General features: G+C 70.2%; 14 protein-coding genes and 3 tRNA genes. 8 read left to right on the top strand and 9 right to left on the bottom strand.

Features of this window, described 5'->3' with window-relative positions:
- Window positions 1–106 precede the first annotated feature (106 nt).
- Window positions 107–1,195: an ice-binding family protein gene (locus AC0L5F_RS05410; protein ID WP_473315603.1), complete on the top strand. Its 1,089-nt coding sequence runs from the start codon at window positions 107–109 to the stop codon at window positions 1,193–1,195.
- 103 nt (window positions 1,196–1,298) lie between these two features.
- On the opposite strand, the gene AC0L5F_RS05405 is transcribed toward AC0L5F_RS05410, so the two are convergent.
- Together AC0L5F_RS05405 and AC0L5F_RS05400 are read right to left on the bottom strand one after the other, a co-directional pair.
- Window positions 1,299–1,371: transfer RNA gene (locus AC0L5F_RS05405), tRNA-Lys, on the bottom strand.
- A 43-nt stretch (window positions 1,372–1,414) separates the two neighbouring features.
- The gene (locus AC0L5F_RS05400) at window positions 1,415–2,959 is read right to left on the bottom strand and encodes a phytoene desaturase family protein (RefSeq protein ID WP_473315602.1); all 1,545 of its coding nucleotides are present in this window, start codon (window positions 2,957–2,959) and stop codon (window positions 1,415–1,417) included.
- A gap of 94 nt (window positions 2,960–3,053) precedes the next feature.
- Here AC0L5F_RS05400 and AC0L5F_RS05395 point away from each other — a divergent pair, with 94 nt between their 5' ends.
- From AC0L5F_RS05395 to AC0L5F_RS05385, 3 genes are read left to right on the top strand one after another with little or no spacing between them, the layout of a single operon-like run.
- Window positions 3,054–4,073, top strand: coding sequence for a pirin family protein (locus tag AC0L5F_RS05395; protein ID WP_473315601.1), 1,020 nt, complete (start codon window positions 3,054–3,056; stop codon window positions 4,071–4,073).
- A 50-nt stretch (window positions 4,074–4,123) separates the two neighbouring features.
- On the top strand, window positions 4,124–5,854 hold the full coding sequence (locus AC0L5F_RS05390; protein WP_473315600.1) for a glycerol-3-phosphate dehydrogenase/oxidase: 1,731 nt from the start codon (window positions 4,124–4,126) through the stop codon (window positions 5,852–5,854).
- 10 nt (window positions 5,855–5,864) lie between these two features.
- On the top strand, window positions 5,865–6,653 hold the full coding sequence (locus AC0L5F_RS05385; protein ID WP_473315599.1) for a DUF4097 family beta strand repeat-containing protein: 789 nt from the start codon (window positions 5,865–5,867) through the stop codon (window positions 6,651–6,653).
- Here AC0L5F_RS05385 and AC0L5F_RS05380 read toward each other — a convergent pair.
- The 3 genes from AC0L5F_RS05380 to orn form a co-directional block, all read right to left on the bottom strand.
- Window positions 6,640–6,969: a hypothetical protein gene (locus AC0L5F_RS05380; RefSeq protein ID WP_473315598.1), complete on the bottom strand. Its 330-nt coding sequence runs from the start codon at window positions 6,967–6,969 to the stop codon at window positions 6,640–6,642. The genes AC0L5F_RS05385 and AC0L5F_RS05380 overlap by 14 nt on opposite strands.
- Before the next feature lie 77 nt (window positions 6,970–7,046).
- A tRNA-His gene (locus AC0L5F_RS05375) sits at window positions 7,047–7,122 on the bottom strand.
- Window positions 7,123–7,196: 74 nt separating this feature from the next.
- Window positions 7,197–7,775 (bottom strand): oligoribonuclease, encoded by a 579-nt coding sequence (gene orn / locus AC0L5F_RS05370; RefSeq protein WP_473316152.1) that lies wholly within the window; start codon window positions 7,773–7,775, stop codon window positions 7,197–7,199.
- A gap of 210 nt (window positions 7,776–7,985) precedes the next feature.
- On the opposite strand from orn, the gene AC0L5F_RS05365 reads away from it, so the two are divergent.
- Together AC0L5F_RS05365 and AC0L5F_RS05360 are read left to right on the top strand one after the other, a co-directional pair.
- A complete protein-coding gene (locus AC0L5F_RS05365) occupies window positions 7,986–8,756 on the top strand; it encodes a DsbA family protein (protein ID WP_473315597.1) in 771 nt (256 codons plus the stop codon).
- 25 nt (window positions 8,757–8,781) lie between these two features.
- On the top strand, window positions 8,782–9,567 hold the full coding sequence (locus tag AC0L5F_RS05360) for a hypothetical protein (RefSeq protein WP_473315596.1): 786 nt from the start codon (window positions 8,782–8,784) through the stop codon (window positions 9,565–9,567).
- 8 nt (window positions 9,568–9,575) lie between these two features.
- Here AC0L5F_RS05360 and AC0L5F_RS05355 read toward each other — a convergent pair whose 3' ends face one another.
- From AC0L5F_RS05355 to AC0L5F_RS05345, 3 genes are read right to left on the bottom strand one after another with little or no spacing between them, the layout of a single operon-like run.
- Entirely contained in the window at window positions 9,576–9,935 is a 360-nt protein-coding gene (locus AC0L5F_RS05355; RefSeq protein WP_473315595.1) for a fluoride efflux transporter FluC, read from the bottom strand.
- Complete coding sequence (locus AC0L5F_RS05350; protein WP_473315594.1) at window positions 9,932–10,303, bottom strand: CrcB family protein; 372 nt, start codon at window positions 10,301–10,303, stop codon at window positions 9,932–9,934. Before AC0L5F_RS05350 ends, AC0L5F_RS05355 begins: the two co-directional genes overlap by 4 nt.
- 21 nt (window positions 10,304–10,324) lie before the next feature.
- On the bottom strand, window positions 10,325–10,939 hold the full coding sequence (locus tag AC0L5F_RS05345; RefSeq protein WP_473315593.1) for a LysE/ArgO family amino acid transporter: 615 nt from the start codon (window positions 10,937–10,939) through the stop codon (window positions 10,325–10,327).
- 70 nt (window positions 10,940–11,009) lie between these two features.
- Here AC0L5F_RS05345 and AC0L5F_RS05340 point away from each other — a divergent pair, with 70 nt between their 5' ends.
- A complete protein-coding gene (locus tag AC0L5F_RS05340; protein ID WP_473315592.1) occupies window positions 11,010–11,915 on the top strand; it encodes a LysR family transcriptional regulator ArgP in 906 nt (301 codons plus the stop codon).
- Here the strand turns inward: AC0L5F_RS05340 and AC0L5F_RS05335 are convergent.
- Window positions 11,881–11,957: transfer RNA gene (locus AC0L5F_RS05335), tRNA-Arg, on the bottom strand. The genes AC0L5F_RS05340 and AC0L5F_RS05335 overlap by 35 nt on opposite strands.
- 53 nt (window positions 11,958–12,010) lie before the next feature.
- On the opposite strand from AC0L5F_RS05335, the gene AC0L5F_RS05330 reads away from it, so the two are divergent.
- Window positions 12,011–13,216 carry a PrsW family intramembrane metalloprotease gene (locus tag AC0L5F_RS05330; protein ID WP_473315591.1) on the top strand — a complete coding sequence of 402 codons (1,206 nt, stop codon included), beginning with the start codon at window positions 12,011–12,013 and terminating at the stop codon, window positions 13,214–13,216.
- Window positions 13,217–13,280 lie beyond the last annotated feature (64 nt).

Genomic DNA, 13,280 nt, shown 5'->3' with positions numbered 1-13,280 from the left:
GGACCTTGCGGTCCAGGCACCACGCCCTCGGCGACATCGCCGTGCGGCGACTGGGCGCAATCCATCGCCCCGGTCCGCAGAGTCCGGCAGCACGAAAGCCACGATCATGCTCCTTCCCCCCAGTCTGACCACCGACCGGCGCCTCACCGTCGTTCTCGCGGGTTCGGCGGCGACAGCGCTGCTGGCGCTGTACTTCGCCCACGCCCCTGCGGCCCAGGCGGCGGATGCCGACACTCCGGTCAACCTCAAGACGACCGAGCAGTTCGCCGTCCTCGCGGGTGCCGGGATCACCAACACCGGACCCACCACGATCCAGGGCGACATCGGATCGTTCCCGACCACGGACCAGACCATTGCCGGCGTCACCCTCGACGGGACGAATCACGCCGGCGACGCCGTGACACAGCAGGCGAAGGACGATCTCGTCGACGCGTACGACGAGGCGGCCGGGGCGCTGCCGCCGACGAGCGTGGAGACCGAGCTGGGAGGAAAGACCCTGGTCGGTGGCGTCTACCGGGCGCAGACCGAGCTCGGCCTGACCGGCACCGTGACGTTGGACGGTGGGCGAAGTGACGGACTGCCGTCGAACTCGGTGTTCATCTTCCAGGCGGGAACGACCCTGATCACCGAGGTCGACAGCCGCGTCGTGCTCACGGGCGGGGCGCAGGCCTGCAACATCTTCTGGCAGGTCGGCTCGGCTGCGACCTTCAAGACCGGCACCGACTTCGCCGGGACGGTGATGGCCTACACCGAGGCGATCACCGCCCAGCAGGGTGCGACCTTCGTCGGCAGGCTGCTCGCGCGTGATTCCGCGGTGACTCTCGACAACAACACGATCAGTCGGCCGACCTGCGTGACCAGCCCGGACGAGGAGACCGACGGCACTGATGGCACCGACGGCACGGATCCCACGGGCGGCACCGACGGGACGGGCGGCACCGACGGCACCGATGCCAGTGGCGACACCGATGGCGCGGACGGCTCGGACGGCACCGGGTCGCCTCGCGGCGCCGATGGCGCAGGATCGTCGCCTGTCTCGAGCCCGTACGGGTCGACGCCGAACGGTTCGTTCGGGACCACCCTGCCGGACGCCGGCGGACCGAGTGCGTGGCTGCTGCTGGGTGGTGTCGGCGCCCTGGGCGCAGGGATGGCCGTCACCGGGTTCTCGCGTCGCCGTCCGCAGCGCTCGCACTGACGCAAGAAGTGTCGGCTCCTCCGGAATGCGCCAGCACGCACAGCGCCAGCACGCACAGATGGGCCGGGACCAGCATCGCTGCTGTCTCCCGGCCCATCGGCCGTACACCCCCCGGGACTCGAACCCGGAACCCGCTGATTAAGAGTCAGCTGCTCTACCAATTGAGCTAAGGGTGCGTGCGAAGAAAGATGTTAGCACCCGGCATCGGGGGGAGTGAAATCAGTGCTGCTGGGCGCCCAGGAAGTCCAGCAGCGCGTGGGCGGCGTTGTGGCCCGCGATGCCGCTGACGGCTCCACCCCGGCGCGCTCCGGACCCGCAGACGAGGATGCGCGGGTGGTCGGTGGCGACGCCCCAGCGCTCGGCCGGCAGGGTCGCCGGCTCGGAGTCGGCGAGCCACGGCCATTGCAGGTCGCCGTGGAAGATGTGGCCGCCGGGCATGCCCAGCGCCTCCTCGATGTCACGCGGGCTCTTGCGCTCGACGCCGAGGATCAAGGGCTCGATCGGCTCGGCCAGGTGCTCGTCGAGCGCGGCGATCATCCGCGCGAGTGCCTCGTCGGCGGCTGCATCGTCGGCGAGCACCTCGTACGGGGTGTGCAGGCCGAAGTAGGTGAGGGTCTGTGCGTCGCTCGCCGCGAGATCGGGCCCGAGGATCGAGCGATCGGTGAGCGTGTGGCAGTACAGCTCACCGGCAGCACGCGTCGGAATGGCGCCGTGGGCCGCCTCGCGCCACGCGGTCTCCAGCTCGGTCATCGACTCGCCCACGTGGAAGGTCCCGGCGAACGCGACAGCCGGGTCCACGCCTGACTTCAGGCGCGGCAGGCGCGACAGGAGCAGGTTGACCTTGAGCTGGGAACCGGAGGGGGCGGTCCCCGGCTGACGACCACGCATCAGGTCGAGCACGTACGGTGCGACGCCGCTGAGCAGCCAGTCCGCCTCGATCCGGACGTCACCGTGAGGCCCCTGCCCCTGCACGATCACGCCGTCGTCGTGGGCTGCGACATCGGTGACCAGCGTGTCGGTGCGGATCGTCACGCCGGCGGCGCGTGCGGCGTGCTCGAGGGCGCCACTGACGGCGCCCATGCCGCCCACCGGCACCCTCCACTCGCCCGTGCCGTTGCCGATCAGGTGGTACAGGAAGCAGCGGTTCTGGACCAGCGTCGGGTCGTGCAGCGAGGCGAACGTTCCGATCAGGGCGTCGGTGCCGACCACGCCCCGGACCAGGTCGTGGTGGAAGCGCCGCTCGATGGCTGCGCCGAGCGGCTGCACGGCCACGTCGTCCCAGAGCGTGGGGTCGACCGACGACCGCACCTCGCCGGCCCGGGGCAGTGGTTTGAGCAACGTGGGTGCCACGGCCGCCGCCAGGGTCCCGACCTCGGCGTAGAAGCGCTGCCACTCGATGAACTCGGTGTCGGAGCCGGTCAGCTCGCGGAACGAGTCGCGGGTGGCGGGTCCCTCGACGGTCTCGACCAGGAGGCCACCGCCCGGATGGGGCGTGTACGAGGCGACGTCGCGCGACAACAGCTCCAGGTCGAGTCCGAGGTCGTCGATCAGCGCCTGGGGCATGAGGCTGACCAGGTACGAGTACCGCGACAGGCGGGCGTCGAGGCCGTCGAAGGTCTGCGCGCTGACGGCGGCGCCGCCCACGTGGGGGAGTCGTTCCACGATCTCGACGGCGAGGCCGTCGCGGGCGAGGTAGGTCGCGGCGACGAGCGCGTTGTGGCCCCCTCCGACGATGACGACATCGGGACCGGGGCGGTGGCGCATGCCGGTGAGCCTACTGGTGCGGGCGTGCGGGAATACTCCTCAGTGGTTTAACATTGAACTAGATTGACCGTCAGCCCCCGTGCGAGGAGATCTCATGCCTGCCATCAACGTCGACGACTGGACCACGCTGCCGCGTGTCGCCCCCCGCATCGGCTCAGCGTCCGCCCGCCCCGAGGACCGGGCGGTCGTGAGCATCACCTCCGCACCGCAGGGATACGAGGGTGAGGGATTCCCGGTGCGCCGCGCGTTCGCCGGTGTCGACCCGGCCCGCCTCGACCCCTTCATCCACCTCGACCAGATGGGCGAGGTGGAGTACGCGCCCGGTGAGCCCAAGGGCACGCCGTGGCACCCGCACCGCGGATTCGAGACCGTCACCTACATGATCGACGGCGTCATGGACCACCAGGACACCCATGGTGGCGGCGGATCGATCACCGACGGCGACACCCAGTGGATGACCGCTGGCAGCGGCCTGCTGCACATCGAGACCCCGCCCGAGTGGCTCGTGCGATCCGGAGGGCTCTTCCACGGACTTCAGCTGTGGGTCAATCTGCCGAAGGCCGACAAGTGGAAGCCGCCGGCGTACCAGGACATCCGCGGCACCGACGTCGGTCTGGCGTCGAGCCCCGACGGCGGTGCGCTGCTGCGCGTCATCGCCGGTGAGGTCGACGGCGTGCGGGGCCCGGGCAGCACGCACACGCCGATGGCGATGGTGCACGCCACGCTGGCGCCGGGTGCCGAGCTGGTGGTGCCGTGGCGCACCGACTTCAACGCCCTCGTGTACGTGATGGGCGGCGACGGCCACGTCGGGCCGGACCGACGTCCGATCCGCACCGGACAGCTCGCGGTGCTCGGCCATGGCGAGACGATCACCGTGGGGGCGGCGACCGGGCAGGAGTCCCGCCATCCCACGCTCGAGGTGGTGCTGCTCGGCGGTCTGCCCATCCGTGAGCCGATCGCCTGGGCCGGCCCGTTCGTCATGAACACCAAGGCCGAGGTCATGCAGGCGTTCGAGGACTTCCAGAAGGGACGCCTCGGCACCATCCCCACGACGAAGCTGCCAGCCGGGGGGATCCCGCACGGCGACGTGTCCGGGCAGCTCGACGTCGACTGAGTCGCGCGGGCGCCGGGGCGCCACTGGTCGCGGGCTGATTGACTGGATGCATGCGATCGGTTCCCTTGTCACCGCAGACCCGCCAGCAGGCCCTCGACGCCATGGAGAGCCAGCAGCTGGACGTGCTGGTCATCGGCGCCGGTGTCGTCGGCGGCGGCGCGGCTCTCGACGCGGCCACCCGAGGGCTGTCGGTCGGACTCGTCGAGGCGCGTGACTTCGCCAGCGGAACCTCCAGCCGGTCCAGCAAGCTCATCCACGGCGGACTGCGCTACCTGGAGATGCTGGACTTCCGCCTCGTCGCGGAGGCGCTCGGCGAGCGCAGCCTGCTGCTGGACAAGCTCGCACCGCACCTGGTGCATCCGGTGCCGTTCCTCTACCCGCTCAAGCACCGGGTGTGGGAGCGCTTCTACGCCGGTTCCGGTGTCGCGCTGTACGACTCGATGGCACTGCTGTCGGGGCGCTCGCGCGGTGTGCCGCATCACCGTCACCTGACCCGCCGCGGAGCCCGGCGGCTGGTACCGGCGCTGCGCAAGGACGCCCTGATCGGCGCGCTGCACTACTACGACGCACAGGTCGACGACGCGCGGCACACGATGTTCCTGTCCCGCACGGCGGCGGCCTACGGCGCCCACGTGGCCAGCCGCACCCGCGTCGTCGACCTGCTGCGTGAGAGCGACCGGGTCGTCGGGGCGCGCGTCAAGGACCTCGAGACCGGCCACGAGTTCGACGTGCGAGCCCGACAGGTGGTCAACACCACCGGCGTGTGGACCGACGAGACGCAGGCGCTGGCCGGCGAGCGCGGCCAGTTCCACGTGCGCGCCAGCAAGGGTGTGCACCTCGTGGTGCCCCGCGACCGCATCCGCAGCGACTCGGGACTGATCCTGCGCACCGAGAAGTCGGTGCTGTTCGTCATCCCGTGGGGCCGGCACTGGATCATCGGCACGACCGACACGGACTGGTCGTTGTCCAAGGACCACCCCGCGGCGAGCCGCAGCGACATCGACTACCTGCTCGAGCACGTCAACGCCGTCCTCGTCGAGCCGCTCACGCACGCCGACGTCGAGGGGGTCTACGCCGGCCTCCGCCCGCTGCTGTCCGGTGAGGACGAGGCGACCAGCCAGCTCTCGCGCGAGCACGCGGTCTCCACCAGCACCAAGGGCCTGGTCGTCATCGCAGGAGGCAAGTACACGACGTACCGCATCATGGCCAAGGACGCGATCGACGCGGCCGTGCACGCCATGGCCAGCCAGCTCGATCGGATGGTCCCGCCGTCGTGCACCGAGGACGTGCCGCTGCTCGGCGCCGACGGTTACGACGCGGTCTGGAACCAGCGTCACCTGCTCGCGTCGTCGAGCGGCCTGGGCATCGGACGCATCGAGCACCTGCTCAAGCGCTACGGCTCGCTCGCGCACGAGGTGCTCGACCTGATCGCCGAGCGGCCCGACCTCGCCGACTCGCTGACCGGCGCGGACGACTACCTGCGGGCCGAGATCGTCTACGCCACCAGCCACGAGGGCGCACGACACCTCGACGACGCCATCGCGCGCCGCACGCGCATCTCGATCGAGACGTTCGATCGCGGCACCGAAGTCGCCGACGAGGTTGCCACGCTCATGGGTGACGTGCTCGGCTGGACCGACGCCCAGCGAGTCAACGAGATCGACCACTACCTCAAGCGGGTCGAGGCCGAGCGGGAGAGCCAGACCATGCCCGACGACGAGACGGCCGACGCCGCGCGCATGGGCGCGGGCGACGTCGTGCCCGTGTCCACGACCCGATGACGGCGACCTCGTGAAGCGTCGAGCAGAGCCTCAGGAGACCGTCGCGGACTACGACGTCCGTTCACCGGCGGTCCGCACCGTCATCACGGTGGCCAGCACGTTGGTCGCGATGTCCGCGCTGGCCGCCCTCGTCCTCGGCGCCTCGATCCTGACCCGGGACACCCGGGTGGCCACCAGCCAGGTGGACGTCGGAGGTGTCGGAATCCTCAAGGTGATCGCCACCGATGCCGATCTGCGCATCGTCGAGGGTGAGCCGGACCTGCTGACCATCACGTCGAGCGTCACCAGCGGGTTGCGCAAGACCGACTACCAGGTGGGTCGACGCGGTGGCGAGATCAGGATCGTCAGCGAGTGCCAGGCCTGGCTGAACCCCGGATGCGGCGTGGAGACGACCCTGCAGGTGCCCCCGGGCCTGCCGCTCGACATCACCACCACGTCCGGCTCCGTGCGAGCCAGCGCGATCTCGAAGGGCGTGCTGACCGTCGACACCGACACCGGCGACATCCGGGCCACGGGCCTGGGGGTCGACGAGTTCTCCGCACAGTCCACCAGCGGATCCATCGGCGCCGACTTCGCCGAGCAGCCGTTCGCCTTCAAGGCGACCACGACCAGTGGTTCGGTCCGAGCGCTGATCCCGCCCGGAGACCGCACCTATGTCGTCACCACCTCGACCCGCAGCGGCCGCGTCGAGTCGCAGCTGACCTCCGATCCGGATGGGCAGGGACTGGTGAGGGTCAGCACCGACAGCGGCGGCATCGCCTTGTTGTCCAGCGGGGCGGCCGCACCTAGGGGCGGATGACGGCCGAGGCCACTCGTCCGATGGCCAGCCAGGCCACCGCAGCAATGCCCCAGTTGACCAGCGCGTTGCGCGTCTCTCCGCTGGGACCGGTGAAGTCGAAGACGCCGTTCGTGCGGCTGAAGGGGCCGTCCAGCGCGTTGGCGACGCCCTTGACCAGCTCGACCAGCACGTTGTCGGCGTTGACGTTGGCGCGTGCGGCGACGGCGATCGCTGCGAGCACGATCGTGATCGCGATGATCGTGCACACCACCTGCACCGCGCGAGCGGCTCGTGTGCGCAGCCGGGTGGTCTGGTCGGGGGAGGGTCGATCGGCCATGTGCCGACCCTAGTGCGACGACGAACGATCGGCCCCCCGATCCAGCGGCTGAGCCGGGACCGAAGGGCCGATCGGTGTGGGGTGAACGACGGGACTTGAACCCGCGACCACCGGCACCACAAGCCGGTGCTCTACCAACTGAGCTACGCCCACCACGCGTACCGGGCTGTGCCCGACACGGCGACGACGAGTCTACCCCAGCCCGGGGTGCGCTCGGAAACGGCCGGTCAGCTGGTGCCGGTGAGGGAGCCGGCGACCTCGGCCGCGATGGCCTTGGCGGCGTCGGAGTCCAGGCCGGGCGGGTCCTGGAAGACGGCACGGCGGTAGTAGCGCAGCTCCTCGATGCTCTCCTGGATGTCGACCAGGGCCCGGTGGTGGCCGGCCTTGCTCGGGGCGGCGAAGTACGCCCGGGGGAACCACTGACGCGCGAGCTCCTTGATGGAGGAGACGTCGATGACGCGGTAGTGCAGCCAGCCCTCGAGCTCGGTCATGTCGCGCGCCAGGAACATGCGATCGGTGCCGATGGTGTTGCCGGCCATGGGCGCCTTGCCGGGTTCGGGCACGTGCTCGCGCACGTACGCCAGCACCTGCTCCTCGGCATCGGCGAGGCTCAGTCCGGCATCGAGCTCGGTGATGAGGTCGGACGTGGTGTGCATCTCGCGCACGAAGTCGTTCATCTGCTCGAGGGCCGCTTGAGGTGGTCTGATCACCAGGTCGATGCCGTCGCCGAGCACGTTGAGCTCGTAGTCGGTGACCAGGGCCGCCACCTCGACGAGCGCATCGTGCTCGAGGGACAGGCCCGTCATCTCGCAGTCGATCCACACCAGCTTGTCATTCACCCGTGGAACCCTAGTACTCCGGCCCGACGAACGCCGGTCGCCCCGTCAACGCTGGTGGCCCCATGGACTCTGGTGGCTGGCCGGTAGGCTCCCAGTGCCGGAACCATCGGTCGGAACCATCGAAGCGACACCGACGTTGTTGTTCATGGTGCCCCCCATCACACAGGAGACCCAGCCGTGGCCAACGACCGCCAGCAGCGAGCCGCCCGCGCCGAGCAGATGCGCAAGGAGCGGCAGAAGGCCGACAAGCGCCAGCGCAACCTCATCACCGTCGCCATCGTCGCGGTCATCGCGGTCCTGGTGGGTGTGGGCGGATACGCGATCAAGAGCACCAGCGACAGCAATGCCACGACCACCGCGCTGAACACTCCGGCCAACGTCACCGACGACTACGGGATCGTCTACGACACCGCAGCCGCGGGCGGTTCGGCACCGGCCGACGCCAAGACGGTGTCGGTCGAGCTCTACGAGGACTTCCAGTGCCCCGGGTGCCGCGCCTTCGAGGCCGCCAGCGGCTCGTTCCTCAAGCAACAGGTCGAGTCCGGTGACATCACGATCACCTACCGACCGTTCTCCTTCCTCGACGAGCTCGGCGCCAGCCCCAACCGCTACTCGCACCGGGCGACCAACTTCGCCCTGTGCGCCCTCGACTCAGGTGGCGTGGCCGACTACGTGAAGGTGCACGACTACCTGTACCTGAACCAGCCCGAGGAGGGCACGGCCGGCCCCGAGGACAAGGATCTCGTCACGGCGGCCGACACCCTGGGGCTGACCGGACTCGACTCCTGCATCAGGACCGAGAAGTTCAACCGCTGGATCGACGACGCCAAGGAAGCCGGCACCAAGCGGGGCATCAGCGGCACCCCCACCGTGTACGTCGACGGCAAGGTCGTCCAGAACCCGACGCCCGACAGCCTGAAGCAGGCCATCGACGCCGCCAAGGCCTGAACCCTCGGACCGATATCGTCTGGGCGTGAAGTTGCGCGCCCTCGGGGCCGTGGCCGCCTCGGTCCTGGCGCTGACCTCGTGCACGGGCGGCGACGGGGCAACTGCGCCGATCGACGTCGGCGACGACTCGATGAAGGTGCTCGGCGTCTTCGCGATCTCCGACGACGACACGATCAGGGGCGCCGATGACGACGAGCAGGCCGTGTTCGACCGCTTCGCCGACGTCATCCCTGCCACGTACCGACCCGAGGTCACCCACTTCGTCGCCATCTCGCAGGAGGACTCCGACGGCGTCGACGGGGCGATGCAGCACCCGGTCGACGACGACGGCAACGAGATCACCGACGAGTACTACATCGCGCTCGACACCACGGGATCGTCCTCCGGAGCAACCCTCGACCGCACCATGGTCCACGAGTTCGCGCACCTGCTGACGCTGCGGCCGGGGCAGGTCACGCCGCTGGGGCCGGACGAAGCGGAGCCGTCGTGCCCGGTGTACTCCGTGCCGGAGTGCCCCACGACGGACTCGTACCTGCACGCGTACTTCACCCGGTTCGAGTACGCCGACGACGCCGAGTACGACCCCGACGTGTACCCCACCGAGTACGCCGCGACGATCCCGACCGAGGACGTCGCGGAGGTCTTCGCCGAGTGGGTCATGACCGACGAGGACGCCCGCACCGTCACCGACGACGACGTGACCCGCGACGTCGAGCCCGGCAGCATCCTGGACCAGAAGTTCGACTTCTTCGAGGACTACCCGGAGCTGGTGCGGATGCGCGACGAGATCCGCGCGGGACTCGCTGCCTGACCCTCTGGTCAGCCGAGCGTCCGACCCAGCAGCACGCCGAGCGAGGCGGCGAGGACGCACCCGACCACCATCAGGACCGCGGTCTGCGCGGCATCGCTGCGCCGACCCTCGAGCGCGCGACGCGCGACCTCGACGGACGCCGAGCTGAAGGTCGTGTAGCCGCCCATCAAGCCGGTGCCGAGCACGATCAGGACGTGGTCGCCGGAACCTGCTCCCACGAGCACGCCGAGCAGCAGCGAGCCGGTGAGGTTCACCGCGAGCGTGGCGTGGGGGAGACGCGCCTCGGCAGGCGGCGACAACCGCACGTCGACGCCGTACCTGGCTGCTGCACCGACTCCACCGGCCAGGGCCATCAGCACGGTGATCATGCCCGCGCCCGTCCCAGCAGCATCCCGGCGATCGCGGCGAGGGCGCCCAGCGCGACCGTCGCCGTGGGGTAGAGCAGCGCCAGCGCGACGCGGTCGTCACGCAACAGCTGGTCGGTCTCGACGGCGAAGGCGCTGTAGGTGGTGAAGCCGCCCAGCAGACCGGTCCCGAGCAGGAGCCGGCGCGGATCGTCCGGCCGGCCCAGTCGGACCACGACCACGCCCAGCAGCAGCGAACCGAGCACGTTGACCACGAAGGTCGGCCACGGCCAGCCGGAGGTGGGCCCGATGGCCTCGGCCACGCCGTGCCGTCCGAGGGTGCCGGCCGCACCTCCGGCGGCGACGAGCAGCGCCGGCCGGAAAGGACTCATGCCCTCATCCTGCCTCGCTGCTCAGCGGGCGCGCAGGAGGCTCGTCGCGATCGCGACCATCAGCACCACGATGACGCTGTCGAGGATGCGCCACGACAGGGTGCGGGCGAACACCGGGCGCAGCGCGCGAGCGCCGAGGCCGAGCGCCGAGAACCAGGTGATGCTCCCGAGCGCGGCGCCGGCGGCGAACCACCACCGCTCGTCCCCGTGGGCCCGTGCCACCGACCCGAGCAGCAGAACCGTGTCGAGGTAGACGTGTGGATTCAGCCAGGTCAGCGCGAGGGTGGTCGTGGCGGCGCGGCGCAACGAGGTGGCTGCACCCCCGCGGCCCGACGCGTCCAGGACCTGTGGATGAAGCACGCGCCGCGCGGCCACCGCTGCGTACCCCAGCAGGAAGATCGCGCCGACCACGCGGAGCACGTCGAGCGCCCGGGGCGCCGCGTCGACCAGGGCGCCCAGTCCGCCGACCCCGGCCGCGATCAGCACGGCGTCGGAGGCTCCGCAGATGGTCACGACGGCCGCCACGTGCTCACGCCGCAGACCCTGCCGCAGGACGTAGGCGTTCTGCGCGCCGATGACCACGATCAGCGACAGGCCGAAGCCGAAGCCGGTGAGGATCGTCAGCACGGTGGTCACCCGGTGAACCTAGGATCGGACCCGGGTGAAGTCCAGATCAGATTGTTCACGAACCATTAGCATTGCTGATGTGAACCCTGACCTGCTGCAGCTGAACGCGTTGGCGGCAGTCGTGGCCGAGGGGTCGTTCGACGCCGCCGCGATTGCGCTGCACCTGACGCCCTCTGCTGTCAGCCAGCGCATCAAGGCGCTCGAGCAGTCGGCCGGCCAGGTGCTGGTGCGCCGGACCCGGCCGGTGCAGGTCACGTCGGCGGGGGAGGTGTACCTGCGCCTGGCGCGTCAGGTGGACACTCTGGTGCAGCAGACCCGCGCCGACCTCGACGTATCCGCGCGAGTGCCGGTCTCGCTGGCGGTCAACGCCGACTCGCTCGACACGTGGGTGCTGCCGGCCCTCGCCACCGTCGCCGACATCGCGACGTTCGACCTGCACCGAGAGGACCAGGCGCACACGGCCGAGCTGTTGCGCGACGGGACGGTGATGGCCGCGATCACGGCGGACTCGGCGCCGGTGCAGGGATGTCGTTCGGTCCCGCTGGGGGCGATGCGCTACCGGCCGATGGCCACACCGGACTTCGTGCAGCGATGGCTGGATCAGGGCATCGCCGCCGACGCGCTGCGGCACGCGCCGGTGGTGGTGTTCGATCGCAAGGACGACCTGCAGGACGAGTACCTGCGCACGCGATCACCCGGTGCCGTGCCGCCCCGACACCACGTGCCGGCATCTCGTTCGTTCGTCGATGCCCTGCTGCTCGGACTGGGCTGGGGGATGCTGCCGGACCTGCAGGCCGAGGAACACCTGGAGGCCGGGCGGTTGGTGCTCCTCGAGCCCGACCGGCACGTCGATCTCACGCTGCACTGGCAGCAGTGGTCGCTGCGAACTCCGGCCCTCGATGCCGTGGCCGAGGCGGTCCGACGAGCGGCGGCGCTGCACCTGATGCCCGTGGTGCGCCCGGCAGGATTCGAACCTGCGACCTAGAGATTAGAAGGCTCTTGCTCTATCCACCTGAGCTACGGGCGCGCCCGACCAGCGTATCGGCCCGGGGCGTCGGGGCCATCGCCTACGCTGGCGCGGTGACCGATGCATGGAGCACGCCCACGGTGGCGCGGCCCCTCCCGAGCCCGACCGGCCCGCTCCCGGTGTACACCGAGGCGTTCCGGCAGCGTGGACGGCGCTGGTGGATCGCGGCGGTCGTCGTGGTCGGTCTCGTGGGTCTGGTCGGAGTGGTCTACTTCTCGCTCGCAGCCGAGAACGTGACGGGCGCCGGGCTGTCGATCGCCTACGCCCTCATCCCGCTGCCGCTGCTGTGGTTGGCCTACTGGTGGCTCGACCGGTACGAGCCGGAGCCCCGTCGCTACAAGGTGGCGGCATTCGTGTGGGGCGGTGTGGTCGCGGTGGCGATCGCGCTGGCCATCGAGAGCTGGGCGGCGACGCAGTTCGACCTCTCGGACGCGACCCTGGCCACCTTCGTGGCGCCCGCGGCCGAGGAGCCGGCCAAGTGCCTGTTCCTGCTGTTCACGTTCCTGCGGACGCGACGGGTCATCGACGGCATGCTCGACGGCCTGATCCTGGCCGGACTCGTCGGCATCGGCTTCGCGTTCGTCGAGAACGTCGGCTACTACGCGGTCAGCTATCTCGGATCGCCGGACATCCCGATGGCCGACGGTGCGCAGGGCGCCACGACCACCTTCATCGTGCGGGGCGTGTTCAGTCCGTTCGCCCACCCGCTGTTCACGTCGGCGTTCGGCCTCGCCGTGGGGCTTGCCGTCACGCGTCGGTCGAAGTGGGCCAAGGCGGCGCTGCTCCTGGCCGGCCTGATCGGCAGCATGGTGCTGCACGGACTGTGGAACGGTTCGCTCAGCTACGGCGGCGGTCTCGGCTTCTTCCTGGTCTACCTCGTCCTGGCCCTGCTGCTGGCGGCCCTCGCCGTGGTGGCGATCGTGGTGCGTGTCCGCCAGGTGCGCATTCTCGAGCAGTCGTTGTCGTACGTGGCCGAGCGCGGCTGGATCCACCCGGCCGAGATCCCCTACCTGTCGCGCTTCTCCTACCGCCGCACCGCACGCCGGTTCGCCCGCACCGAGCACGGCAAGGTCGCTGCCGAGGCCGTCGACCGCTACCAGCGCAGGGCCACCGAGATGGCGTTCCTGCACCATCGCGTCATGTCGGGCGCGCACGTTCCCCACGGGGTCGAGCGCACCTTCGCCCTGCTCGACGCCATGCACGATCTGCGGCCGTTCGTGCGCCTTCCGCCAGCGTTGCGGCCACTCACACGGCCCTGAACGCCCGCCTGTCCGAAATTGTGCGGCGCTGCAGGTGTCGGGCACCCGGATCGGCCCCGTCGGT

It is taken from the genome of Aeromicrobium sp. 10G20-16 (assembly GCF_055809665.1).
The sequence above is the reverse complement of the archived record's forward strand: the minus strand, read 5'-3'. Positions and strand labels throughout refer to the sequence as shown.